Source organism: Maribacter arcticus (assembly GCF_900167935.1).
GTDB lineage: Bacteria > Bacteroidota > Bacteroidia > Flavobacteriales > Flavobacteriaceae > Maribacter > Maribacter arcticus.
On sequence record NZ_FUYL01000010.1, the window covers coordinates 34,335 to 58,205 of the forward strand.

At 34.0% G+C, this 23,871-nt stretch carries 28 protein-coding genes and 1 pseudogene; 18 read left to right on the forward strand and 11 right to left on the reverse strand.

Translation table 11 applies throughout. The annotated features are described in order from the left end of the window. Positions 1-68: 68 nt before the first annotated feature. Together B5X55_RS14860 and B5X55_RS14865 are read right to left on the reverse strand one after the other, a co-directional pair. On the reverse strand, positions 69-740 hold the full coding sequence (locus tag B5X55_RS14860) for a LytR/AlgR family response regulator transcription factor (RefSeq protein WP_079513426.1): 672 nt from the start codon (positions 738-740) through the stop codon (positions 69-71). After that, positions 733-1,416, reverse strand: coding sequence for a sensor histidine kinase (locus tag B5X55_RS14865; RefSeq protein WP_159447555.1), 684 nt, complete (start codon positions 1,414-1,416; stop codon positions 733-735). The genes B5X55_RS14860 and B5X55_RS14865 overlap by 8 nt, the downstream gene beginning before the upstream one ends. Positions 1,417-1,420: 4 nt before the next feature. Here B5X55_RS14865 and B5X55_RS18810 point away from each other — a divergent pair, with 4 nt between their 5' ends. The 12 genes and pseudogenes from B5X55_RS18810 (at position 1,421) to B5X55_RS19320 (ending at position 8,622) form a co-directional block, all read left to right on the forward strand. Further along, a complete protein-coding gene (locus B5X55_RS18810; protein WP_159447556.1) occupies positions 1,421-1,651 on the forward strand; it encodes a hypothetical protein in 231 nt (76 codons plus the stop codon). A gap of 342 nt (positions 1,652-1,993) precedes the next feature. Continuing rightward, complete coding sequence (locus tag B5X55_RS14870; protein ID WP_079513427.1) at positions 1,994-2,275, forward strand: CREC-EF hand family protein; 282 nt, start codon at positions 1,994-1,996, stop codon at positions 2,273-2,275. A gap of 18 nt (positions 2,276-2,293) precedes the next feature. Beyond that, positions 2,294-2,755 (forward strand): hypothetical protein, encoded by a 462-nt coding sequence (locus tag B5X55_RS19040; RefSeq protein WP_234999752.1) that lies wholly within the window; start codon positions 2,294-2,296, stop codon positions 2,753-2,755. A 38-nt stretch (positions 2,756-2,793) separates the two neighbouring features. Further along, positions 2,794-2,850 (forward strand): annotated as a pseudogene (locus tag B5X55_RS19045) (hypothetical protein); the annotation flags it as partial. A gap of 21 nt (positions 2,851-2,871) precedes the next feature. Then, positions 2,872-3,069 carry a hypothetical protein gene (locus B5X55_RS19050; protein WP_234999753.1) on the forward strand — a complete coding sequence of 66 codons (198 nt, stop codon included), beginning with the start codon at positions 2,872-2,874 and terminating at the stop codon, positions 3,067-3,069. A 3-nt stretch (positions 3,070-3,072) separates the two neighbouring features. Further along, positions 3,073-3,702, forward strand: coding sequence for a toxin-antitoxin system YwqK family antitoxin (locus tag B5X55_RS14880; RefSeq protein WP_079513428.1), 630 nt, complete (start codon positions 3,073-3,075; stop codon positions 3,700-3,702). Next, the gene (locus B5X55_RS14885) at positions 3,695-4,366 is read left to right on the forward strand and encodes an SCO family protein (RefSeq protein ID WP_079513429.1); all 672 of its coding nucleotides are present in this window, start codon (positions 3,695-3,697) and stop codon (positions 4,364-4,366) included. The genes B5X55_RS14880 and B5X55_RS14885 overlap by 8 nt, the downstream gene beginning before the upstream one ends. 120 nt (positions 4,367-4,486) lie before the next feature. Next, positions 4,487-5,557, forward strand: a complete 1,071-nt coding sequence (locus B5X55_RS14890) for a nickel-binding protein (RefSeq protein WP_079513430.1) — start codon at positions 4,487-4,489, stop codon at positions 5,555-5,557. A gap of 120 nt (positions 5,558-5,677) precedes the next feature. Further along, on the forward strand, positions 5,678-6,427 hold the full coding sequence (mddA, locus tag B5X55_RS14895) for a methanethiol S-methyltransferase (protein WP_079513431.1): 750 nt from the start codon (positions 5,678-5,680) through the stop codon (positions 6,425-6,427). Positions 6,428-6,439: 12 nt separating this feature from the next. Further along, positions 6,440-6,814, forward strand: a complete 375-nt coding sequence (locus B5X55_RS14900; protein WP_079513432.1) for a group I truncated hemoglobin — start codon at positions 6,440-6,442, stop codon at positions 6,812-6,814. Positions 6,815-6,837: 23 nt separating this feature from the next. Continuing rightward, positions 6,838-8,229 carry an FAD-binding oxidoreductase gene (locus B5X55_RS14905; protein ID WP_079513433.1) on the forward strand — a complete coding sequence of 464 codons (1,392 nt, stop codon included), beginning with the start codon at positions 6,838-6,840 and terminating at the stop codon, positions 8,227-8,229. Positions 8,230-8,433: 204 nt separating this feature from the next. Beyond that, entirely contained in the window at positions 8,434-8,622 is a 189-nt protein-coding gene (locus tag B5X55_RS19320; protein ID WP_200811627.1) for a dihydrofolate reductase family protein, read from the forward strand. Positions 8,623-8,706: 84 nt separating this feature from the next. Here the strand turns inward: B5X55_RS19320 and B5X55_RS14915 are convergent, their stop codons facing one another. Further along, positions 8,707-9,384, reverse strand: a complete 678-nt coding sequence (locus B5X55_RS14915) for a type 1 glutamine amidotransferase domain-containing protein (protein ID WP_079513434.1) — start codon at positions 9,382-9,384, stop codon at positions 8,707-8,709. A 35-nt stretch (positions 9,385-9,419) separates the two neighbouring features. Then, positions 9,420-10,418, reverse strand: coding sequence for an NADP-dependent oxidoreductase (locus tag B5X55_RS14920; RefSeq protein ID WP_079513435.1), 999 nt, complete (start codon positions 10,416-10,418; stop codon positions 9,420-9,422). Positions 10,419-11,200: 782 nt separating this feature from the next. On the opposite strand from B5X55_RS14920, the gene B5X55_RS14925 reads away from it, so the two are divergent. Both B5X55_RS14925 and B5X55_RS14930 read left to right on the forward strand, forming a co-directional pair. After that, positions 11,201-11,815 carry a MarC family protein gene (locus B5X55_RS14925; protein WP_079513436.1) on the forward strand — a complete coding sequence of 205 codons (615 nt, stop codon included), beginning with the start codon at positions 11,201-11,203 and terminating at the stop codon, positions 11,813-11,815. Between the two features lie 194 nt (positions 11,816-12,009). Next, positions 12,010-12,783: a patatin-like phospholipase family protein gene (locus B5X55_RS14930; protein ID WP_079513437.1), complete on the forward strand. Its 774-nt coding sequence runs from the start codon at positions 12,010-12,012 to the stop codon at positions 12,781-12,783. A gap of 373 nt (positions 12,784-13,156) precedes the next feature. Here the strand turns inward: B5X55_RS14930 and B5X55_RS14935 are convergent, their stop codons facing one another. The 5 genes from B5X55_RS14935 to B5X55_RS14955 form a co-directional block, all read right to left on the reverse strand. Further along, positions 13,157-13,768 carry a DEAD/DEAH box helicase gene (locus B5X55_RS14935; protein WP_079513438.1) on the reverse strand — a complete coding sequence of 204 codons (612 nt, stop codon included), beginning with the start codon at positions 13,766-13,768 and terminating at the stop codon, positions 13,157-13,159. Between the two features lie 129 nt (positions 13,769-13,897). Then, on the reverse strand, positions 13,898-14,797 hold the full coding sequence (locus B5X55_RS14940) for a DMT family transporter (RefSeq protein WP_079513439.1): 900 nt from the start codon (positions 14,795-14,797) through the stop codon (positions 13,898-13,900). Positions 14,798-15,105: 308 nt separating this feature from the next. Continuing rightward, positions 15,106-15,738: an NAD(P)H-dependent oxidoreductase gene (locus B5X55_RS14945; protein ID WP_079513440.1), complete on the reverse strand. Its 633-nt coding sequence runs from the start codon at positions 15,736-15,738 to the stop codon at positions 15,106-15,108. Between the two features lie 16 nt (positions 15,739-15,754). Beyond that, the gene (locus tag B5X55_RS14950; protein WP_079513441.1) at positions 15,755-16,420 is read right to left on the reverse strand and encodes a Rossmann-fold NAD(P)-binding domain-containing protein; all 666 of its coding nucleotides are present in this window, start codon (positions 16,418-16,420) and stop codon (positions 15,755-15,757) included. 7 nt (positions 16,421-16,427) lie between these two features. Next, positions 16,428-17,006: a TetR/AcrR family transcriptional regulator gene (locus B5X55_RS14955; RefSeq protein WP_079513442.1), complete on the reverse strand. Its 579-nt coding sequence runs from the start codon at positions 17,004-17,006 to the stop codon at positions 16,428-16,430. Between the two features lie 327 nt (positions 17,007-17,333). On the opposite strand from B5X55_RS14955, the gene B5X55_RS14960 reads away from it, so the two are divergent. The 4 genes from B5X55_RS14960 (at position 17,334) to B5X55_RS14975 (ending at position 22,058) form a co-directional block, all read left to right on the forward strand. Beyond that, complete coding sequence (locus B5X55_RS14960) at positions 17,334-18,560, forward strand: patatin-like phospholipase family protein (RefSeq protein WP_079513443.1); 1,227 nt, start codon at positions 17,334-17,336, stop codon at positions 18,558-18,560. A 375-nt stretch (positions 18,561-18,935) separates the two neighbouring features. Further along, positions 18,936-19,898 carry a fatty acid desaturase family protein gene (locus B5X55_RS14965; RefSeq protein ID WP_234999754.1) on the forward strand — a complete coding sequence of 321 codons (963 nt, stop codon included), beginning with the start codon at positions 18,936-18,938 and terminating at the stop codon, positions 19,896-19,898. Positions 19,899-20,079: 181 nt separating this feature from the next. Next, complete coding sequence (locus B5X55_RS14970; protein ID WP_079513445.1) at positions 20,080-20,649, forward strand: hypothetical protein; 570 nt, start codon at positions 20,080-20,082, stop codon at positions 20,647-20,649. A 77-nt stretch (positions 20,650-20,726) separates the two neighbouring features. Continuing rightward, positions 20,727-22,058 (forward strand): DEAD/DEAH box helicase, encoded by a 1,332-nt coding sequence (locus tag B5X55_RS14975; RefSeq protein ID WP_079513446.1) that lies wholly within the window; start codon positions 20,727-20,729, stop codon positions 22,056-22,058. A 113-nt stretch (positions 22,059-22,171) separates the two neighbouring features. On the opposite strand, the gene B5X55_RS14980 is transcribed toward B5X55_RS14975, so the two are convergent. Continuing rightward, a complete protein-coding gene (locus B5X55_RS14980; RefSeq protein ID WP_079513447.1) occupies positions 22,172-22,513 on the reverse strand; it encodes a P-II family nitrogen regulator in 342 nt (113 codons plus the stop codon). A gap of 27 nt (positions 22,514-22,540) precedes the next feature. Next, entirely contained in the window at positions 22,541-23,797 is a 1,257-nt protein-coding gene (locus B5X55_RS14985) for an ammonium transporter (protein WP_200811624.1), read from the reverse strand. Positions 23,798-23,871 lie beyond the last annotated feature (74 nt).

Genomic DNA, 23,871 nt, shown 5'->3' on the forward strand with positions numbered 1-23,871 from the left:
GCGGGCAAAGTTATAAAAACATTGTGAAAATTAGAGTGAAGTAGATTAAGAATACTATGTAGAATAGCCTAAAATAATTCTTGCTTTACAAAATCAAAATACGAATCGCTTACAGGTATATTTAATTTATCTAGATAAAGGTCTCTACCTTTTAAGCCAGTCACTTTTGTTTTGTTAATGATATAAGACCTATGAACGCGAATGAATTGGTTACTAGGCAACTCTTTCTCTACTGTTTTTAAACGTTGGTTGCTAATGATTTTTTTGTCAATCATATGAAAAGTAACATATTCACTATCACTTTCGACAAATAGAATATCCTCGTATTTCACTTTATATAAATCATATCCAGATTTTATAGTAAAAAATTCAGACCCTTCTATTTCGCCTATTTTAACTTTATATACTGCGGTAACAAAACGTTCAAAAGTTATCGGTTTTAACAGGTAATCCAAAGCATTTAATTCATACCCTTCTAATGCGAATTGAGAATAGGCAGTAGTAAAAATTATCTTAGTATTTGAATTTACCATTTTAGCAAACTCGGTTCCTTTTATCTCTGGCATTTGAATGTCCAAGAACAAAAGGTCTACCTTTTGCTCTTTCATTAGCGGTAATGCTTCTAAAGGGTTTTCAGCTTCACCTACCAGGTTTAAAAAATCTATCTTTTCTATATATGTTATTAGCAGGGTACGTGCCAATTCTTCATCATCTACTACTATACAATTTATACTAGTCATGTAACTGTAGTTTTAAATTCACTTTAAATGCTTGACTGGTCTCATTGATTTCCAATTTGTGCCTTTCTGGGTATAATATAGCCAAACGTTTCTTAACATTATCTATGCCTATTCCACCAACAGCATCTGTTACCACTGGAGTGGTTGGTTTACTGTTTTCAATTTCAAAATCTATTTGGTTAGTACTTGCCGTAAGTTTAATATGAATAAAAGTATCCGTTATTTTTTCAATATTACTATGCTTTAAGGCATTTTCCAAAAAAGGAATCAATAACATGGGTACTATTTGTACATCCTGATTTTCTATAGAAAATAAAGTGGTTATAGGATATGTTTTGCTACTCTTCAGTGAAAATAATTTTATATAATTTTCAATATAATCTATCTCATTATAGAGAGGTACAATTTCTTGTTCGCATTCGTAAAGAACATAACGAAGCATGTCAGACAAATAACTAATACTTTTTTGAGTTCTTCCAGAATCTATGGCAGATAAGGCATAAATATTATTTAAAGCATTAAATAAAAAATGCGGATTAATCTGCGATTTCAATAGTTTCAATTCTGTTTGTAAAGCGTCATTTTTATTAATGATTATTTCCTCTTCTTTACGTTGAGCTAACATAAATATTTCTACCAACGTAGCAATAACATAGGCTATGGCTATTAATAACAAATTGATGAAAAATTTTGACGGCGGTCTACGAATACTATCTAAAGGCGGTCCATTTTCAAATCTAGGTCCTGGCCCAGGTCTAGCACCTGGTCCGGGTCTTATTGTTGATTCGGGTCCTAATATAGCTTCTGGAATTATGTTCGTCAAAATCAAGGTAACCACAATGATTGTTGCTATAGAAACGAGTGTAAAAGGTATATACTTTTTCTTAAATAGTAGAAGGGGAACTGTATAGTAAATTAAGATGGCGATTACAAAAATTTGAAATAATAGTACCATTCCATTCTCACCTACAAATTGAAAATCACTACCACTAAAAATTCATGCCGTTGACCAAATCAGCAGCCATAAGGCTACATGAAATAAAAAATTCTTATGTCTGTTCATGATGCAAATAAAAGGAATAATAATTCAAACATACCTTATAAACATGGCTTTAAACAGGTGATGTCAAAGTGTTCACCATGCATATAGTGTCTTTCACTTAAAAGTAAACGGCAAACACTTAATGCGCTCATATTACATAGAAGTTTCCTACATCTTTGTAATCGAATATTAGTTATTAAAATTAAAACATATGAAACGTATTACTTTAAAAACAGGATTATTATTTGCCATGTTAGTTGCATTTGGCACCTTGGGTGTTAACGCACAGTCTAAAGGTGAAAGAAAAGAACCACCAACGTTCACTGAACTTTTAAAACAAATGGATAAAAATGAAGACGGTCAACTTTCTAAGAACGAAGTAAAAGGACCTTTAAAAAATGATTTCGATAAGATTGATGCTGATGAAGATGGTTTTATTACAAAAGAAGAATTAGAAAAAGCACCGAAGCCAAAAGGGCCTAAAAGAAATTAATATTAAAATAAAATAATTATGAAAAAAGAGTTTAAAAAAGCAAATGCAGTACCCTATTTCTTAAGTGCTAGCTTGGGTATTTTAGCCCTTGTAGCTTGTAGCAATGAAAGTACTGCCGAAATTACATACGATGATGATTCTGATGAGCCTATTGTAACAGAGTTACATGCTGCATATGCTGCTTTTAATACAGATGCGGTAACTGTTTATTTAGAGGGGTCTGAAGTGGTTATAGAAACCACTGGGTTGCCAAACCACGAGACGACTTACTGGGGAGAAGGAAATGCCCTTTACAGAGAAGAACCAGATGTTGCCAATACACCAAGTATTATATCGAGCAATAACAATGCAACTACCATTCGAGTGGATGCTACCCCTAACCTTTCTGGTAATTCGGTGACTACAGATTTCAATACAATAGGTATTGTGCCGTTAGTGGGTCTTCAATTTTCAATGATCAAGAAGGTGGTGGTCCCTTAGATCAGGCAGCTGCTAGTTTAGATTGGACAGGTGCTCATATTGGCCCTGGTGTATATCACTACCATTTAGAACCAAAAGCATTTAGTGATGATGACGAAAATTTAGTAGGTGTTTTGTTGGATGGAGTATTTCTTTACGGAAGAAAATGTAATGCTACCGGAGATTATCCTGCAGATTTAGATGCTTCTGGTGGGCATACCACTACTACACAATATACTGATGGTCTAGAAGAATACCATTATCACATTATCAACGAAATTTATTCAACAACAGGGTCCTACCTTGCATTTGCAGGACCTTATCAAGGATATTAATATATGAAAGCTCCTCTACTATTTTCTTTAATCTACTTTACCCTTTTTTTATTGGGTAGTTGTAATGAAAACCCTGAATCTAAATCTATTGTGGCTACTGATATAGTCATTAAAGAAGAAACAAAATTTAAAGAGGAGCTTTCTTTAAATCAACTAGAAGGTACTTGGTATTATAAAAACTCACCTTATAATGGTTTTAGTATAGCCGTACATGATAATGGAACATTGGCAGAAAAGGTGGGGTTTTTTAATGGCAAAAGAGAAGGTATAGCAGAGAAATGGTCTGAAGCTGGTGTTTTACGGGTAGCATATCATTATAAAAATAACCGTCTTGAAGGTTCTTATAAAAGTTGGTGGGAAAATGGCCAACTAGCACAAGAAGCTAACTATGTTAATGGTAATATGGATGGAATAGAAAAAAAATGGTATCCAGATGGTCAATTGGCAAAAGAGCGAAAATTGGTAAATGGCAAAGAAAACGGACTTCAAAAAGCGTGGTTACAGAATGGAACTTTATATGTGAATTATGAAGCTAAAAACGGACGTATTTTTGGATTACGTAGAGCAAATTCTTGTTATCAATTAGAAGATGAAGTTGTTGTAAGAGATGAAAATGTTTTAAAAAATGAATAAGTTAATAATAGTACTGATTTTAATAGTTATTGCAAGTTGTAAAGACACAGTGAAAAAGGAAAATATTCAGGTAACTGAAACCAGTAGGGTAGAGCACTTGCCATATTATAACGATGAGTCATTTACACCACATTGGCTTACCCCAAATACTGAAGAGGAAAAACAATTTCATAAAATACCTGATTTTAAATTAGTCGATCAGTTGGGAGATACGTTGACCCAAAAGTCCTTTGAAAATAAAATATACATTACCGATTTCTTCTTTACGAGTTGTCCAGGTATATGCCTAAAGATGACCAATAACATGACTAAGGTTCAAGAAGCTTTTATCGATAATCCTGAGGTTTCAATGCTATCCCATTCAGTAACTCCTTCAATTGATTCCGTTTCTGTACTAAAAACCTACGCCAATAAAAATGGGATTATCGATTCTAAATGGCATTTAGTTACTGGTGATAAAACAGAGATTTATAACCTTGGTAGAAACCAATACTTTGTAGAAAATGATTTAGGTATTCCAAAAGATATTACTGACTTTTTACATACCGAAAACTTCCTTTTAATTGATAAGAATAAGCACATTCGAGGTATTTATAATGGTCTAAACAGAGCATCAATTACTCAATTAATTACTGATGCTGAAGCCTTATTAAAGGAAATCTAATTTTACTGATTTTAAGATAATTAGTATAACCCTCTCCTTAATAAAAAATCCCTACTTTTATAAGACTTACAAACATGCTTCCCCGGTTTTTAAGAGCATTAACATTTAAATACAAATGATATGCCTATATATATGGATCGCCACGATGTGGCAGAAGAGGTAACTGCTGAAATTGTTGCCACTATACATAAGGAAGATCTTCGAATTCAACACCAATATTGCTGCAAGGGTCTTACCTATTGGTATGACGATATTAGAAAAACAGCTTTTTGCTTGGTAGAGGCACCTAATAAAGAAGCTATTACAGAAATGCATGCTCAAGCACATGGTGAGGTGCCAAATACAATCATTGAAGTTGATGCCAGTATTGTTGAATCATTTTTAGGTCGAATAGAGGATCCTACAAAATCTCAAAAAACAGAATTGAATATTGTTAATGATCCTGCTTTTAGAATTCTAGTGGTACTTCAACTTTTTGAAAACGAACTTACGACTGTTCCTGACAACAAACTGTTCACATTGATTAAAACGATTACAGAAAAAAATGAAGGTCGTTTGATTAAAAACTCCAGTAACTACCTATTAATTTCTTTTACCTCCACCACTAAGGCCATTAATGCATCGTTGTCCATAAAAAAGGTTTTTTCTGACTCTAATTCGAACACTAAACAATTGTGTATTGGGGTAAGTGCCGGTGTACCTGTGACCAAAGAACATGGTTTTTTTGAAGAAACAATTAAAACTGCAAAACGCTTAACCGCTATTTCAAAACAACAAATTGTTATCACTTCAGAAGTAAAGGAATTATTTGAAAGTGAAAATCAGAACTTACGGTTATCAACCAATGAAATAAAAACACTACCAATTCAAGAAGAACAGTTTTTAAATAGTCTAATGAATTACTTAGACAGTGAATGGCAGAATCCTGATTTAGGTGTCGAGAAGTTTTGTTCACATTTAGGTTTGAGCACTTCTCAACTGTATCGAAAAACGAAAAGCATATTACATACGTCCACGAATAATTTAATTCAAGAACATAGATTAGAAAAGGCATTAGAATTTTTACGTAGAAAGAATAAAACTATCTCTGAAATTGCTTTTGAAACAGGCTTCAATAGTGCTGCCTATTTTACAAAGTGTTTTCATAAAAAGTACGGGGTTTCGCCATCCTCCTTTATGAAAAATGCTTAACAAATTGAAATAAAAGGAATTACACCCTGAACGAATTGTTATAGTGTTTGGTTGAAATGTAGAATTTATTATAAAAAAGCATGACTAGCTTTGGTATAAACAACCAAAACACTTCAAGTCATGAAAAATATTTTAATACTCATTTACGGAATTTTAGCCTACATTATTTTTCTGGTTTCTTTTCTATATTCTATTGGCTTCGTCAATAATTTTTGGGTGCTTAAAGGCATAGACACGGGTACTGAAATTGATATGATGACCGCTCTTTTGACCAATATCAGCTTATTGAGCTTATTTGCAATTCAACATAGCGTTATGGCTAGACCAGCTTTTAAAAATTGGTGGGTTAAAATAATTGGTAAGCCTGCAGAAAGAAGCACGTATATTCTACTGACCAGCCTAACATTGTTACTCATTTTTTGGAAATGGCAACCTATGACTGATACCGTTTGGACGGTTGAAAATAGTACCATCGCGATGGGTATACAAGTTCTTTATTTTATAGGATGGTTAATTGTATTGTTATCCACTTTTATGATAAGTCATTTCGAACTCTTTGGTCTTACTCAAATTGTAGACAATCTTAAAAATAGAGTTTCAAAATCTCCATCCTTCCAAGTCAACTATTTCTACGGATTGGTTCGGCATCCAATAATGTTGGGTTTTTTAATCGCATTTTGGGCAACCCCAACCATGACTACAGGGCACTTACTATTTGCTGTAGTAACTACGGTCTATATTCTGATAGCAGTAAAGTTCTTAGAAGAAAGAGACCTAAAGAAAGCATTAGGTGATACCTATGTTTCCTATCAAAAAAAGGTGCCGATGCTTATTCCATTTACCAAATTATCAAAACAACAATCACTTTAAAACCTATATATTATGAATAAATCACTTTTTGAACGTCTAGGAGGAAGAGCAGGAATCTCCACAATTGTTGATAACACCGTTACTAACCATATGGAAAACCCAGCCGTTAACGCTAGGTTCCTACCATTAAAAGATCAACCGCAACGTCTGGCTATAATTAAAAGCCATACTATCGATTTTTTTAGTGCCGGTAGTGGCGGACCAGCAACCTATACCGGAAAAGATATGGTCACTGCCCATACAGGAATGAATATAAGTCCTGGAGAATATATGCATGTGATGGATGATATTTTCAAAGCTTTGGATCAAAACGGTATTGATGAGGAATCCAAAAAAGATGTCCTTGCTATATTGTGGTCCTTAAAAGGAATGATGATATCAAAATAATACAATCACAAAAAAATAGAACCATGAAAAACCTTAAACTACCTATCACAGAAAAACTTACAGAAAGCCTACGAAAGCAATTAAAAGGTAAGCTCATAACAACTAACGACATTTCGTATGACGAAGCACGAAAAGTTTATAACGCCATGATAGACAAACGTCCAGGGGCCATTGCAATGTGTACCAATGTGCATGATGTTAAAATAGCAGTTGACTTTGGTCGAAATAATAATCTACTTGTTGCAATTAGAGGAGGTGGCCATAATGGCGGCGGACTAGGATTGTGCGACGGCGGATTGGTCATTGACTTATCTGGTCTTAAGTCCATTTCTGTTAATACTGAAAATAATACTGTACAAGTCGGTGGTGGGTGTATTTGGAATGAAGTGGATACAGCTACTCATGAGCACGGACTTGCCATACCTTCAGGAATGGTTTCTTCGACTGGTGTTGGCGGGCTTACCCTTGGTGGTGGCGTTGGCTATTTGGCACGTAAATACGGTCTTACTATTGATAATCTATTGGAAGCTGAAATGGTTTTAGCTGATGGCTCAATAGTTACGACTAATAAAAATAAGCATTCAGATTTATTCTGGGCAATTCGTGGTGGTGGTGGTAATTTTGGTGTAGTTACCGAGTTTACATTTAAGGCACATAAACTTAAAACCGTGTATGGCGGACCAACCTTATGGCCCATTGAACAAGTTGAGGAAATTATGGAATGGTTTGATGGTTTTATAAGAACAGCTTCAGAGGATATTAACGGATTTATCGCCACAATGGTTATTCCTGAATCTCCGTTTCCTGCCCATTTACATAATAAGAAATTCTGCGGTATTGTTTGGTGCTATGTTGGTGATATGGCCAAGGCAGAAGAAGCTTTTGCCCCTATTTTAGCCAAAAAGCCAATCTTCGCACACGTGGGAGAAATGCCTTATCCTGCTATTCAGACCATGTTCGATGGATTATTACCTACGGGAATGCAATGGTATTGGAGAGCCGATTTCTTCAATTCTTTAAATGCAGATATTCGTGCACAACATTTAAAATTCGGTTCTAAAATACCGACACCTTTATCACAAATGCATTTATACCCAATTACCGGTGCGGCGAGTAGAGTAGGAGCTACCGATACTCCTTGGGCATACCGTGATGCGGAGTATTGTGGCGTATATATCGGTGTTGATCCCGACCCAAAAAATGCTGATAAAATTACAAAATGGTGTAAAGGGTATTATGAAGCACTACACCCTCATTCTGCTGGCGGCGCTTATTCTAATTTTATGATGGATGAAGGTCAAGAAAGGGTTCAAGCGAGCTATAAACAAAATTATGCACGATTAGCAGCTATCAAACATCAATATGACCCAACCAACTTTTTTAGAGTGAATCAAAATATTATTCCGAAATCGTAATTTAAAGTGTTAAAAGTGAGGGGAAATGAAAAAGGTTGTGTACTATGTAACCGTATCAATTGATGGATTTATTTGCGGACTCGATGCTGATGTACGCGGTTTTGTCAGCGAAGAAAACGGAGTCAAACAATACCTGATGTTAAAATTGATAAAATAAGAGTTAAAAAAGACTTCAAAACTGATATCTATTGATGTGGCGGAGGCATTTTCGTAGGTTGGTTATTAGAACATAAACTTATTGATGTACTAAAGATAAAATTGAATCCTTTACTACTGGGTGATGGTATTCGTTTATTCGGCGATTCAAAACAAGGTTATAAATTGAATCTTACGGATACCCAATCATATGACGGAGGGTTAGTTTTTAACACCTACAATATTATATATAAATAGTTTATAGGTTTAACAACCATTTTAAACCAAAAAAGCCTGTAAATATAGGTTTACAGGCTTTTTACTATTTTAAAACTTAATGTCTTATTTCAAAGAAGCTAAAAGTTTTTCAGCAACTAATTCTGATGATGCAGGGTTTTGACCTGTAATCAAATTACCATCTTGAATTGCATAAGCAGCCCAGTCTTCTTTCTTAGAATAGATCCCGCCATTTTCCTTCAACATATCTTCTACTAAGAAAGGAACTACGTTGGTTAATTGAACCGCAGCTTCTTCAGTGTTAGTAAATCCGGTAACTTTTTTGCCTTTCACTAACGGACTTCCATCTTTTCCTTTAACTCCTTTTAGAGCTGCTGGAGCGTGACATACAAATGCTACAGGTTTTTCTTTAGCGTTAAATGTTTCAATCAATTTAATCGATGTAGCATCGTTCGCTAAATCCCACAACGGTCCGTGTCCACCTGGGTAGAAAACCGCATCGAAATCTGAGGCATTAATGTCTGCTAATACCTTAGTATTGGCAATAATATCTTGAGCCGCTTTATCACCTTTAAAACGCTTAGTATCTTTAGTCTGCGCATCTTCGGTATCACTACTAGGATCAATAGGGGCTTGGCCTCCTTTTGGCGTAGCTACTGTAATAGTAGCACCTTTGTCTAATAAAGCGTAATACGGAGCAGCAAACTCTTCAATCCAAAATCCTGTTTTCTTTCCTGTGTCTCCCAATGTATCATGAGAGGTCAATACAAATAATATTTTCATTTTCTATTTTTTTTGATTTATAACTAATTGCTTTGTTAAACCTTAACTATCATTTTTCCTTTATTTTTCCCTGCCATCATATCTAAAAATGCTTGGGGAGTGTTTTCGAAACCTTCTACAATTGTTTCTTTGTAAGTCAATTTACCTTCACCTAACCAAGTAACTAAATGCTTCATGGCTTCTGGGAATTTATCCGCATAATTTGAAACAATAAACCCTTGCATTAAGGCGCTATTCTTCACTAAGAAAGGCTGTACGCTTAGACCTGTTGGTAATTCGGTATTATTGTAAACCGATATTGCTCCACAAATAATCATACGTGCAAATCTGTTTATACTGAACAACACCGCATCAGAAATTGGTCCGCCAACATTATCAAAATAAATATCTACACCATTGGGAGCTGCTTTTTGAATAGCAGACTTCATATCTTTTGTGGTTTTGTAATTAATACCGTGGTCAAAACCAAGTTCTGAAGTCAACATATTCACTTTCTCATCCGACCCAGCAATACCAATAACATTAAGGCCAAGTATTTTACCTATTTGACCAACAACACTACCTACGGCACCTGCCGCACCAGACACGACCAAAGTTTCTCCTTTTTTAGGTTTTCCAATTTCATGGAGTCCTAAAAAGGCGGTTAAGCCGGTCATACCTACGATACCTAAATAGACACTTAAAGGAGCCTTATTTTTATCTACTTTCTGTAAACCTTCACCATTAGAAGCTTGTTGCGTTTTCCATGGTAACATTCCAGCTACAAAATCACCTTTTTTAAAGTTATCATTTTTGGTTTCAATAACTTCTGCAACTACACCTGAACTAATAGGCTGCCCTACTTCGAAAGGGGGTATATAAGATTTAGAATCGCTCATTCGGCCACGTAAATAGGGGTCTACTGAGATATATGTAGAATGTAAAAGAATTTCTCCTTCAGATAATGTTACGTTATTTTCCTGCTCTTTAAATTCGAAATCTGCTAGGGTAGGAGTACCGATTGGGCGTTGTTTTAAATTTATTGACTTAATCATTATAAATATATTTACCTCATTAATAATTCATTCACTAAAGTTTGTTATAGTTAAAGAGTTGACCTTTACACTACGTAGCTAAACTCAAGCTTTCGTATTTATTTCTAATTGTTATTCAAAGGTATTACAATAAAGAATGAACATTCATTTTTTAACATAGGTTTAATTAATTAAAAAAATATACAATAAAATATAAAACAGCATAAAGCGCATTGAATATTATTATTCTTTAACCTTTCCTTTTCCTCACTTACCATTTTACCTCAATTGGTAATAGAAGTGTGTACTGGCACTAAATTTCCAGTAAAAGTAGTTTATGCATATTTTACGATTAACGGCAGCTTATATAATGACTTTGATGGAAGATTTTAAGCATTTACAAGAGGAAATGATAGTTGCCCAATTGAAGGCTTTCATCAAAATAAAGTTGAGGCTTAATTAAAAGATAAATTTAGTTTTGATACCGACTAATACGGTTTAGTTTATATGGTTGCTTTTGGTTTTAGTAAAGAAGAATCTGAACTATAACCAATCTATTAAGGCATTTTAAAATATTATTACTTGCAAGTAACCCTATTAAATTAGATTGATATGAATGCACCAGTTTATATAGGTGCATTTTGATACTATGAATTATAAGCATTTAATTTTGATAATGCTTTATAATACAACACTGTTGCACGTCACAAAATTCAAGTAATTTTGCACTTTGAAAAAAATCGGTGAAGTTGTTCCTTTTGAAACTTTCCATCGCTTTTTTTGGACAGATAATTTAACAGCAAATGGATAACTTAATTACTTTCTCAATCACTGTATTTACTGGTTTTTTCGCTATCACTAACCCTATATCGAACATGACGCTTTTTTTGTCATTAACACAAGGTGCAGATGAAAAAACAAAACAAGATATAAACAAAAGAGCGAATATTATTGCGTTTATCATTGTAACCGTTTTTGTGCTTTTAGGTAAATTTATTTTTGAACTTTTCAATATTAGTATACCCGCATTTAAAATTACAGGAGGTATCTTAATTTTTTATATTGGTTTTGATATGCTTCAATCAAAGCAATCAAGTGTAAAAAGTATTAATGACGTGCACATTGATGAGAACATAGCGGTATCTCCACTGGCAATACCAATTTTGGCAGGTCCTGGTACGATTGTTACCTCTATGAATTTTGTGTCTAAAGTTGAGCCCATTCAAATATTTTTAGTGATAGCTATTTTTGGACTTATGAGTTTAATAACTTATTTCACGTTTAAGTTAAGTGACCTTATTCTTAAAATAGTTGGGTATAATGTTATTTCCGTAATTGGTAAAATAATGGGTTTAATCATAGCTATTATAGGTACCGGTATGATTGTAGAGGGTATTAAAATCTCCTTTAATTTATAACACTATAGTAGATTTAGTTGGTTTAAATCCAGAACAGATTGATCTAACAGTTGAATACACATTCGAAAATATTTACTACAATCGTGGTGGTTGCCTAGAGAATGTAGAAATCGATGGCGGTTTAGTCTAATTTATAATAGTCGCAAAAAAGTGATTCTTTCTTTTATTAGTTAAGGTCATAAAAAGCATATAAAATGAATACTGGATTAGTTTTATCAGGAGGAGGCATTAGGGGTGTTGCTCATATAGGGGTTATAAAAGCGTTGGAAGAATATGGTATATCTCCCACGCATATTTCTGGCACAAGTGCCGGGGCAATTGTAGGTGCTTTATATGCGGGTGGTATAAAATGGCCCGATATTTTAGAGTTTTTTAAAGTTATTCCTATATTTCATGCTTATAGATTTGCTCGTAATAAACCAGGATTTCTCGATACTGAAAAATTTTATGATGAGTTTAAAAAGTTCTTTCCAAAAGACACTTTCGAATCATTACCGAAATCTCTGTTTATTACCGCAACAGATATAATTAAAGGTAATCTTGTTATTTTTCAAAAAGGAGAATTAATAAAGCCAGTATTGGCGTCAGCCACTTTTCCTGGAGTCTTTTCACCAATCGTTATTAATGGCTCTTTTTATGTGGATGGTGGAGTGCTTAACAATTTCCCAATTGAACCCTTACTTTCTCATTGCGATAAAATTATTGGTAGTTATGTTAATCCATTAAAAAGCATTAAACCTAAAGACTTAAAACATTCGTACAATGTTGTAGATAGGGCTTATAAAATAAAATCTGTTTCGGATTCTATAGCAAAATTCGTACAATGTGACTTGGTGATTTCACCAGAAGAATTAAGCTCATTTGCTACATTCGATATGAGATATATTGAAACCATTTTTGAAATAGGGTATAATAGCACTATTAAAAAACTTAATTATCATGGTTATATAAAACAAATGGAGGTCTAAGTAGAAAACTCCGGTTTCAATTAAATTATATACCGTACACCTAAAAAATCGAGAAGCTACATTCTGCTTTTACTTTTTTTCGTAAATTCAATATGCTAAACACCCTATTATGTAATTAATTGTAACCCAACGATAATTGTTGGTCGATATAATAAGTCATTGACCAATTCCGTTATTACTTAATAACTAAATAATGCCAATAATGAAATCTATAACTAGTAGAATTAGTCTTATTTCAAGCATTTTACTTTTAGTGGTTGTGTCTTGTGTTAAAGGCATGGATATGAAAGAAGAAATATCAACTTCTAATTCAACAGAATAGTAGGGTAGGTATTATTTACCATATTCAAATTTAAACATATCTATTTGTGTACTAAATTTTTACATGTTGCGCACGTTCCATAAAGAACTCTTCGAAGCGTTTTAATTTCGGATTCATTTTTTCAGAATACAATACATACTGACATTTCATAATACTCTGAGCCACCGTAATCATAGCTGTGTAATCTGATTTTTGTGTCAGAAAACCTCCATCGTCAATACTACAAATTTTTAATTGCGAAGTACTTACACCATTTAAAAGAAACAATTTGTGTAGGGTAGTAGGTGTCGTTATGAGTATGTCTATACCTTCAAATATTTCCGATTTTTGAATGTCGATGTGTAACTCCTTATAGCTAGCATACACTCGTAGTGAAGAATACTTAGTATACCGTAAAAATTCATCGTAAAGTTCAAGTACCTTTTCTTTATTCTCAACAACCACAACAGCTCTGGGTGCATTACCTACCGCTTCACATTTTAATATTTGTAGTGTGGTAAGGATAAGGGTAGTCGTTTTTCCACTGTCCTTTGGTGCGGTACAATATACATTTGACCCACTTTTTATGATAGGAATGCTACTTTTTTGAAAAGGTGTAGGTTCTTCAATTGAAAAACGCTCTAACATTTCTAATAAATAAGGATTCAGTTTTTTAAACGACATAACTATTAACATATGAAATTACTTAACCTAAGTAAAGGCTAATAATTCAACAAATATACTGCCAACGAATGGGGAAAATCGTGTATTAGCACCATTTTTATAATTACCACTCTCAAAATCGCTAGTTTATTAGGAGTACAGAATTAGAAAAACACCTGCCATTATCCCCGCTAGGGGTACTAACTTTTTTCGTTTATTTTGTTCTTTAAATAATACTCCACCTATTACTACTGCTATCAATATCTGACTGCGTTTAATGGCAGAAAGCAACATAATCAATGCATCAGGATCTTGTAATGCCTTAAAATAAAAATAATCGGCTATTTGTAATAAAACCCCAACCAAAGGAATTGACCAACGCCATTTAAAGGCTTTTCTTTTTTCTGCATTAGGAAACCAAGTAAAAGCTAAAATGATAAGTAAAATTAAGACGGTGTAAAAGCAGAACCAGAATTGTAATGTCTGCGGATTTAAAGATAAACTCTGAATTAAAAACTTATCATACAACCCGCTGGATGCTCCTAAAAAAGTAGCACCGATAATCGCAAATATCCATTTGTTACGTTTGAAATGAATCCCTTCTTTTTTACCAATTCTTGAATAAAGTAATACTGAGAAAATGATTAGAAAAAAACCTATCCATTGATACGAATTTGGCTTTTCGTGATATATGGTTATCGCGCCAATAAATGTGAAAAACGGACCTGCAGAACGTATTGGTGTTACTATGGTAATGGGTAGATGTTTTAAAGCTTGATACGCCAGCACCCATGAAGCGGCCATTATTGCGGATTTAATAGCAATAAAACCATGCGTTTTTAATGGAATGTCATTGATATAAAATTGTATATCAATCATGTACTCTTTAAAAAATTGAGAGCCAATATAAAAGGGGAGGAGCAATAAAAACCCAGAGGATATCGTGCCCAAAAGTACAGGAAAGACTTCATTGCCTTGTACGGCATGTTTCTTACATAAGTTGTGTAAGCCTAAAAATAGTGCCGCTAAAAGTCCGAGGTACATCCACATAATGGGCGCGAAGATATTGGTTTTCTAAAGTTCAGCCATAGGATACTTGAAACTAATACTTTAGAGACCTTTATAACAATGCACTATAAAAGTTAGGAGAATTAAAACATCAATATTATAAAAACAAAAAAAGGGCTGCCTACTTAAAGACAACCCATATATTAGACTTTTATTGGTAAAACTAGTAAGCCATTTTTATAATCTTCTCAACTTTGTCTGTTGAAAGATTTTGATGCTCGCCTAAGCCTTACCAATTTAAATTTTGGTCGGATTCTTAAATTTAAAAGTGTTCATATTCTTTCTAAATATTATTCAATAACAGTTACCAAATCTTTCATTGGTTTTCTCACCTTCTTCAAGTTCACCAACCAATCTGCACTTTCATTTCTATAACCAATTGGTAGTAATACAGCACTTCGTAAGCCCTTTTCACGCAGTCCTAAAATTTTATCGACAGCACCAGGCTCAAAACCTTCAATTGGGGTTGCGTCAACACCTTCGTATGCTGCTGCAATAATAGATTGTGAAAAAGCTATGTAAGCTTGTTTTGTTGCATGGTTAAAGTTTTCTTCTTCACTCTTTTGTGGATACGTGCCTAGTAACATTTGACGGTAATTCTCCCATCCTTCATTCTTAAATCCACGAATCTCGTTCGTTAAGTCGAACATGTAATTTATTCTTTCTGCCGTATACGTATCCCAAGCCGCAAAAACAAGTAGGTGAGAGCAATCTGTAATCACAGATTGATTCCATGCTACTGGTCTAATTTGTTCCTTAATTTTTTGATTCTTTACGACGATAATCTCAAAAGGTTGTAACCCACTTGATGTAGGAGCTAAACGCGCTGCTTCTAAAATACGTTCTATTTTATCTTCAGCTACTTTTTTACCGTTCATTGCCTTTGCAGCGTATCTCCAATTTAATTTATCTAATAATTCCATTTAAATCACTCTTGTTTTACTTGTTTTTAGCTAATTGTATGATATCGTTTGAAGTAATAATTACTTCTGTATTACTTGTGTTATTGGCAAGGTTGAGCATGGCTTGTGCAATGCTTTCTGCATTTATTATTTTATACTTTTTTAATGGGCCAATAAAAAGTGGTTGTATAATTTTGAATACCACAATTCCTATTTTTTCCAGCACTCTACGTTCGTTACGTTTACCACCAATTAATGATGGTCTTAATATTGAAGTATTCATAATGCCCTGCTGAAGCACATCTTGTTCCATTTCACCTTTTGTTCTATTATAAAACACACTACTTGCTTTATTTGCGCCCATAGCTGAAATAACTAAGAAGGTTGGTATATCATTTTCCTTTGCAAGCTTAGCAGCGGCAACGGGTATTCCGTAATCTATCTTCTTATACAACTTTTTGTCTGGTGTTTTTTTTGCGGTAGTACCAATACAACAATACACTTCATCTGCTATAAAATCTGTACTAAACTGTTCAAAATCAAGTAAATCACCAATGAATTGAATCACCTTTTTTGGTAAACCTTCTATTCGTGTTCTAGAAAATAATTTAATAGTACTATATCTGCTATCCTCAATTAATTTTTGAAGTAAAATACCACCGGTCAAACCTGATGCTCCTAATATAATCGCTGTCTTATTCATGTTGTTTTTAGACTTTAATACTACTCCAAGCTGCTTCAAAGGCTTGGTCTAGTTCTAGTTTAGTTAATTTAACCGAACCGCGATTTTGTGCCATCATTAAGAAGGATAGCGGATTTATGGCGTAGGCATACAACAAGTAATCTGATAGCGGTTTAATCACACCTTCTATTTTTCCGCGAGCCCATAGGTCGAGAAGGGGCTGTAAATGCTTTATACCTTCTTGCCTGCTCTCTTCATCAATCATGGGAGTGTTATCACATTGTGCTAAAAACAACGCATTTGCGCTCTCTTTAATTTTAAATTGTGCTATGCGCTTCCAAATCACTTCAAAACCAACCTCGACTGGCATACTTTCATCATAGGTTTCAAAGGCATAGGCTGTATAATATGCCTTAACTTCGATATAGGTTTTGTTTACTAAATCTTGTTTATTATCAAAATACAGATAAATGGTAGCTGGTGAAACACTTGCCATTTTAGCAATCTTGCTCATAGGCGTAGCATGAAACCCATCGTTATTGACCAACTCAATTGTTGCTTGTATTAACGCATTTCGCTTGTCTATACTTTTTTGAAGTGCTGCCATAATTTTTGATTAAAGTACAAAGATATAGAAAATGAATGTTCATTCTTTTTTATTAACAGAATTTTAATTTAACTGTATTCAATTGGTAAGGGTAAGTATTTCTTAGTCTCAAAAAAATTTAAAGAGTAGTTGTTTCATAATCTAGTTGGTAACTTATGCTATAAAATGGTAGAATCTTATGAAATCCTCATAAATACCAAGGAATTCCTATAACAGAATTCCAAAAGCATTCTTTATATTTAATAACTCCAATAAAGGTAGTTCCCTCGCCCTTTTATTAAATAATGTCAATACCTATATTATAGGTAATACAATAGGTTTGTAGAAATGTATAAAATTCTATCACTCGATGGCGGCGGAAGTTGGGCCATTATTCAGTTACTTACCTTAAAAGACCGCTATGGAAATCTAAATGGTCACGAAATACTTAAAAAATTCGACCTGGTTATTGCTAATTCAGGGGGTAGTATAGTTTTAGCTGCCTTAGCTGAAGATTATTCTATAGATAAAGCTATCACTCTATTTCAAAATCAGAAGAATAGAGAACAGATATTTCATAAAAACACATTTAAAGACCGATACTTCCCCGTTGATTATCTTGGTTTATTTAACGCAGGCTTTGGTCCAAAATATAGTGCAACTAAGAAAAAGGAAGCTTTTGAGAACCTTTTCCCTGAGATTGATAAAGTACAGATGAATGAATTGCCAAAACTCATTGGCAAAGAATCTCTTAAGATTGTAGTATGTACATACGATGCCCTTAACAACCGTGCGAAGTTCTTTAAATCATATTCTGCAAGTGGTAATGGCTATGATTCAGTAAAGTTAACTCAGGCCATTAATGGATTTTCTAACGCACCAGTGCAGTATTTTGATTTCCCTGCTCGCTTTAAAGCAAAAGAAAGCGATATCTTTTATGAATTATGGGATGGCGCTTTGGGTGGGTTCAATAATCCTATTTTAGCAGGAATCATTGAAGCTTATAAATTAAATATACCTCTTAAAGAAATTAGAATTATTTCTATTGGCACTAGTAATTCACTGATGTCTTCAGATGCGAAGCAAGATTTTTGGGATTGGAAACAAATCGCATTGCTATTCAGAAGAAAGAAATTCGCTTTTTCTAAATGGAAACCACAGTTTAACTTTTTCAAAGAAACGGTATTGCATCAGGCTAAAACAATTCTTTACCAACCGCCCGATACTGCCAATTACATTGCTATGATGTTTCTTAAATCTTCAACAGGTAAGTCTCTTAACGACCATATCATAAGACTTTCACCTCTAATTCATTATGATACGAATACTCCAGAAAATGTTATAGCGCTCGTTAAAGATTTGTATGCCTTAGATATGGACTTAACCAAAGATGAAGAAATCAATACACTTATTGCATGTTTTAATGCTTGGAAAAATGGTCGTATTTATAATCAACCCATAGAGTTTAAAGTGGAAAGAAATAATGATTTGTTATTTCAACAAGGAGATAAATGGTACCAAGATGGAATGAATAGATGGGTTAGTTGGGAAGATTCCGAACGACCAGTTAATTGAGATAATCTAAATAGGCAGATTCATTTTTTCTATCTTAATTTTAAATAGAATTTTAGCTTTTAGAGTTAAAGTATATATAAACATAAGTGGATGTTTTATTGATACTACAAATCAATTATTTAAACTATGTGATCAACAATAGTTTAATTTAACCTAACTTACCTCAATTTTGCATATAATATTTTTGCATGTCAAGAATACATGGTTATTGAAGTATAAAAATCCCCTAAAAAAAACAGTATCGCAAATCCGACATTTTCAAGAGACATAAATCCCGATTTTTCAAAAACATTAAGAAAAAGGGTAAACACCTATTTTAAAACCCATAATAAGAGTCGAAATGCTAATGCAACTATGGTTATAAAAACTATAATTATGTTGACATTATTTTTTGCTCCTTTGGTTACGCTTTCTTCCGGTATTATAACATCTGTGCCGTTACTTTTCACACTTTATATCTTAAGTGGCTTGGGTATGGCTGGCATAGGAATGGGCGTTATGCATGATGCCATTCATGGCTCGTACTCTAAAAACAAGAAAATCAATACACTCTTAGGCTATTCTTTCAATCTTATTGGAGCAAATTCAACTATTTGGAGAATACAACATAATATTTTGCATCATACATTTACAAATATCGACCATGCCGACGATGATTTGAACTCACCTTTTTTCTTACGATTTTCTCCCCACGCCAAACACTATTGGGTACACAAATACCAACACATTTATATCTGGTTTTTTTACGGAATATCTACACTTTCATGGATTACAACTAAAGATTTTGTGCGTTTAAAACGATTTCGAGATATGGGGTTTTTAGATAAAAAACATGAATACGAAAAAACTTTAGTTAGCATGGCGGCATGGAAACTATTGTATTATTCATATGCACTCATACTTCCCATGATTATGCTACCCTTTTCATGGTGGGTCATCTTATTAGCATTTCTATCTATGCATTTTGTTACGGGTATGCTTGTGAGCATTGTTTTTCAGATAGCACATATAATGCCTGTGACAGAGTTTCCGCTACCCAACGAAAAGGGTATAATGAAAGACGATTGGTATGGACACCAATTTGCTACTACTAGTAATTTCTCTCCAAACAGTAAGCTACTTTTTTGGCTGATAGGCGGATTAAACTATCAAGTAGAGCACCATGTATTGCCAGATGTTTGTCACGTTCATTATAAAGATTTAACGAAGATTGTTTCGGAAACTGCGCTTGAATACGGTATGCCATATCACGTTAAAAAATCAATTGGTCATGCTATATGGGACCACACAAAAATGCTTCGTATGTTAGGCAAAAAAGACGTTTTAACGCCTATGTAAATAGGTTATGTTGCTCAAGTATTGAAATGTAGTATACCATGATTTACTTGCTCAGTGCCTTCAATGCTATTTATAGAACAAAAAGTTTCATACGTAATTATGAAGTACTTGCCGGTATTATTAAGGGGCTAAACTAATTTATCCGTTTTACTTATTTTTGAGAAGCTGATTTATAATTATTATGACATTAAAACATACTATTTTACTTTTTACAATTTTGATTGCATTACCAATGGTATCTCAAGATACTAGTTCTTCAGTATCTTTTTGGAATATCTTAAAATCTCATTGCGGCAAGGCATATGAAGGCAGCTTGGCTTTGCCTGAAGAAGACGAAAGTTTTGGCGGCAAAAAACTTGTGATGCACGTGAGAGCATGTAGTGAAAATGAAATTAAGATTCCTTTTTATGTTGGAGATGATAAATCTAGAACATGGATTTTAACAATGAATGACGGAATACTTACCTTAAAACATGATCATCGCCACGAAGATGGAACTGAAGATGATATCAACTTTTACGGCGGTACCGCAAGTAATGCTGGTAAAAAAGAAATTCAATTTTTTCCTGCCGATGTTCGAACACAACAAATGATACCTGATGCAGCCACCAATGTCTGGTGGATTACCTTAGACGATAAAACTTTTACCTATAATTTGAAAAGACTAGGTACTGAACGTATTTTTAAAGTTGTGATGGATCTAACTAAACCTATTGCACTACCAGAAGCTCCTTGGGGTTGGGTTGATTAGTTTTTTTATATTCCACTAATAGTGAGAATGATGATACTCCCAATAAAAGTGTGGTTATCTTTGCTGAAAAATATTTCATGTCGAAGCAGTTTTCAGATTTAGGGGTAAATGAACAATTTCAAAAGAGTTTAGCCGATTTAAAAATTTCCATTCCTACAGATATTCAGAAAAAAAGTATTCCTGTAGTACTCAATAAAAAAGATGATTTAGTAGCTTTAGCAAAAACTGGTTCAGGTAAAACTGCAGCTTTTGGTTTACCATTGTTACAGCTTATAAATTCTGAAAATACTGCTGTTCAAGCTGTAATATTGGCACCTACAAGAGAACTGGCACAACAGATTCATGCTAATTTAGTATCCTTTGCTGCTCATAATCCGGCAATTTCCATAGCGGCCGTATGTGGAGGTATTCCGATAAAACCCCAAATAGAACGCTTAAAAACTGCTACTCATGTGGTGGTTGCCACCCCAGGGCGTTTAGTAGATTTGGTAAAACGTGAGGCTATTAACATTAAGAATCTAAAGTTTTTAGTTCTCGATGAGGCCGATGAAATGGTAAGCGCCTTAAAAGAAGATTTAGATACTATAATCGCAGGAATTCCCAAATCTAGACGAACCTTATTGTTCACTGCTACCATGCCAGGTACTATAAAACAACTGGTTCAAAATTACATGTCTAAACATGTGGTGCATGTAGAAGCAGATATGTCTACACTTGGCCATCAAGGTATTGACCATCAATATGTAGTGGTAGAGCCTATAGAAAAATTAGATGTTTTACTTCATTTTTTAAATACGAAAGAAGGTCAAAGAGGAATTATTTTTTGTAAAACCAAAGCAGCCGTTAATAAACTGGCAAAGAACTTAGCTATTAATAAATTTTCTTCTGGAGCTATTCATGGCAGCCTATCTCAAGGTATTCGTGATCGTATTATGGGGCAATTTAGAGAAGGTCATATAGATATCTTGGTTGCTACTGACTTAGCTGCTCGTGGTATTGATGTAAAAGAGATTGAATACGTGGTTAATTATCATTTACCAGATACCTATGAAGCTTATGTGCACAGAAGTGGACGTACAGCTAGGGCAGGAGCGAAGGGGCTTTCGTTAACCATATTACAAAAAGAAGAAGTTAATGAAGTTGCTGATTTTGAAAAGGAATTGGGCATTGTCTTCAATAAGTTTAAAAAAGCGGACGCTCAAAGTATTGAAGAAAATAATGGTTTATTATGGGCTAAGAAAATATTTAAGACCAAACCAAACCGCGAAGTTTCTGAAGAATTTAAAACGAGAGTAAAAACGATATTTCATCATTTAACAAAAGAAGAGCTTGTTGAAAAGATTATCGCTAATTATATTTATCAAACGACAATGGTAACTACAAAACCAGAAGAGCCAAGAAAAAAATAGCTTTTAAAACACCTAAAAAAATCATTCAATTCTTTAAAATAATTATAGATATTAAAGAATTGATTGGTCTTTGAAGGTTGTAGAATGCTTTTGGTTAAGGAAAAATCGTCTTATTATGTAATAGCATCATTTCCTCTTACCCCGGTACTAAGCCTAATTGCATCTTGTACATCATAAATAAAAATTTTACCGTCACCAGCTTTATTTTCAGAAGCATTTTCCTTAATTACTTCTATACATTCCTCTAATTTATTATCACTAACAATGCAAGTAATCATGACACGATTTTGTAAAATCATTGATTGTTCGGTACCTCGATAACGCTCAGAATAGCTTTTTTGCAATCCCGTTCCTTTAACTGCAGCTACCGTAATACAAGGGATATCCGCATCTTTCAATCCACGTTGAACAGCTTTAAGCTTTGAAGGCCTAATTATCGCTTCTATTTTTTTCATTAGGTATTTTTTTAGGTTCTCTATTAATTATTCAAAAGTGGTATAAGCCTCAACGCCAAATGTTACAGCGTCAATACCAGCAGTCTCTTCTGATCTGTCAACACGTATACCTATTGTTTTCTTCAAAATGGTCATTATAATAAATGTTAGAATAAATGAAAAAGCCGCTATAACCAAAACCCCTATAAGTTGAGTAATCAGAAGTTGACTACCTCCACCAAAAAACAGACCATCTTCTACGGCAAATAAACCAACAGCGATGGTGCCAAATAAACCATTAACACCATGAACCGCAATAGCCCCAACTGGATCATCAATTCTCATTTTATCAATATAAATTACTGCAATATCTACTAAAACACCGGCAATTAATCCTATAAGGATAGCAGCATCTGGACCCACTATATTACAACCCGCTGTTATAGCCACTAATCCTGCTAATACGCCATTTATCGTCATTGTAATATCAATTTGACCATATTTAAAATAGGTATACAACATGGTTGAAACACCACCGGCTGCAGAAGCCAAAAATGTATTTGTAGCAATCGTTCCTATTAGTTCCCAATTACCCACAGCACCTAATGTAGATCCTGGGTTAAATGCAAACCATCCGAACCATAATATAAATCCACCAACGGCGGCAAGTGGTAAATTATGACCAGGTATAGCTACAGGGTCTCCGTTCTGATCGTACTTACCTAAACGAGGTCCTAAAACTATTGCTGCGGCCAAGGCGGCAAATCCGCCCATAGCGTGTACAGCAGAAGATCCAGCAAAATCGTTAAACCCTCTTAAGGCTAACCATCCATTAGGGTTCCAAACCCAGTTAGCGGCTAATGGATACATTACAGCACAAAATATAACTACAAATAATGCATATACCCAAACCTTCATTCGCTCTGCTACAGCTCCTGAAACTATTGAAATAGCTGCAATTGCAAAGCCCAATTGAATAAACCAAAACAATTTATTAGAAATGGTTAATCCTAATCCTATATCCGTATCTGTAATACCGGTATCGAATGCAAACCAACCGTTAGAAGCTCCATATGCTATTCCAAAGCCTATGGCATAAAATGCAAGACCACCAAAAATGATGTCAATTATTACCTTTGCAATGATACTCATGGAGTTTTTAGAACGAACAAAACCAGCTTCAAGAAGCGCGAAACCACCTTCCATTAAAAAAATTATTGCTGCACATATTGAAACCCACACCGTATCAATAGCAGAAATAAGTTCTGCTTGCTCTATCTTTATTATAGTGGCTACTTCTTCCATAAAATATAATATATTTTGGCTAATGAAATTCAGTATAATCTGAATTTCATGTTAAAAAAAGCAGCAAGATAGAG

What these genes read in the sequence shown, in the direction of transcription:
- B5X55_RS14860 (WP_079513426.1), bottom strand. Translation starts at nt 740, where the DNA reads ATGACTAGTATAAATTGTATAGTAGTAGATGATGAAGAATTGGCACGT.
- B5X55_RS18810 (WP_159447556.1), top strand. Translation starts at nt 1,421, where the DNA reads ATGAAAAATTTTGACGGCGGTCTACGAATACTATCTAAAGGCGGTCCA.
- B5X55_RS14870 (WP_079513427.1), top strand. Translation starts at nt 1,994, where the DNA reads ATGAAACGTATTACTTTAAAAACAGGATTATTATTTGCCATGTTAGTT.
- B5X55_RS19040 (WP_234999752.1), top strand. Translation starts at nt 2,294, where the DNA reads ATGAAAAAAGAGTTTAAAAAAGCAAATGCAGTACCCTATTTCTTAAGT.
- B5X55_RS14880 (WP_079513428.1), top strand. Translation starts at nt 3,073, where the DNA reads ATGAAAGCTCCTCTACTATTTTCTTTAATCTACTTTACCCTTTTTTTA.
- B5X55_RS14885 (WP_079513429.1), top strand. Translation starts at nt 3,695, where the DNA reads ATGAATAAGTTAATAATAGTACTGATTTTAATAGTTATTGCAAGTTGT.
- B5X55_RS14890 (WP_079513430.1), top strand. Translation starts at nt 4,487, where the DNA reads ATGCCTATATATATGGATCGCCACGATGTGGCAGAAGAGGTAACTGCT.
- mddA (WP_079513431.1), top strand. Translation starts at nt 5,678, where the DNA reads ATGAAAAATATTTTAATACTCATTTACGGAATTTTAGCCTACATTATT.
- B5X55_RS14900 (WP_079513432.1), top strand. Translation starts at nt 6,440, where the DNA reads ATGAATAAATCACTTTTTGAACGTCTAGGAGGAAGAGCAGGAATCTCC.
- B5X55_RS14905 (WP_079513433.1), top strand. Translation starts at nt 6,838, where the DNA reads ATGAAAAACCTTAAACTACCTATCACAGAAAAACTTACAGAAAGCCTA.
- B5X55_RS14915 (WP_079513434.1), bottom strand. Translation starts at nt 9,384, where the DNA reads ATGAAAATATTATTTGTATTGACCTCTCATGATACATTGGGAGACACA.
- B5X55_RS14920 (WP_079513435.1), bottom strand. Translation starts at nt 10,418, where the DNA reads ATGATTAAGTCAATAAATTTAAAACAACGCCCAATCGGTACTCCTACC.
- B5X55_RS14925 (WP_079513436.1), top strand. Translation starts at nt 11,201, where the DNA reads ATGGATAACTTAATTACTTTCTCAATCACTGTATTTACTGGTTTTTTC.
- B5X55_RS14930 (WP_079513437.1), top strand. Translation starts at nt 12,010, where the DNA reads ATGAATACTGGATTAGTTTTATCAGGAGGAGGCATTAGGGGTGTTGCT.
- B5X55_RS14935 (WP_079513438.1), bottom strand. Translation starts at nt 13,768, where the DNA reads ATGTCGTTTAAAAAACTGAATCCTTATTTATTAGAAATGTTAGAGCGT.
- B5X55_RS14940 (WP_079513439.1), bottom strand. Translation starts at nt 14,797, where the DNA reads ATGTGGATGTACCTCGGACTTTTAGCGGCACTATTTTTAGGCTTACAC.
- B5X55_RS14945 (WP_079513440.1), bottom strand. Translation starts at nt 15,738, where the DNA reads ATGGAATTATTAGATAAATTAAATTGGAGATACGCTGCAAAGGCAATG.
- B5X55_RS14950 (WP_079513441.1), bottom strand. Translation starts at nt 16,420, where the DNA reads ATGAATAAGACAGCGATTATATTAGGAGCATCAGGTTTGACCGGTGGT.
- B5X55_RS14955 (WP_079513442.1), bottom strand. Translation starts at nt 17,006, where the DNA reads ATGGCAGCACTTCAAAAAAGTATAGACAAGCGAAATGCGTTAATACAA.
- B5X55_RS14960 (WP_079513443.1), top strand. Translation starts at nt 17,334, where the DNA reads ATGTATAAAATTCTATCACTCGATGGCGGCGGAAGTTGGGCCATTATT.
- B5X55_RS14965 (WP_234999754.1), top strand. Translation starts at nt 18,936, where the DNA reads ATGTTGACATTATTTTTTGCTCCTTTGGTTACGCTTTCTTCCGGTATT.
- B5X55_RS14970 (WP_079513445.1), top strand. Translation starts at nt 20,080, where the DNA reads ATGACATTAAAACATACTATTTTACTTTTTACAATTTTGATTGCATTA.
- B5X55_RS14975 (WP_079513446.1), top strand. Translation starts at nt 20,727, where the DNA reads ATGTCGAAGCAGTTTTCAGATTTAGGGGTAAATGAACAATTTCAAAAG.
- B5X55_RS14980 (WP_079513447.1), bottom strand. Translation starts at nt 22,513, where the DNA reads ATGAAAAAAATAGAAGCGATAATTAGGCCTTCAAAGCTTAAAGCTGTT.
- B5X55_RS14985 (WP_200811624.1), bottom strand. Translation starts at nt 23,797, where the DNA reads ATGGAAGAAGTAGCCACTATAATAAAGATAGAGCAAGCAGAACTTATT.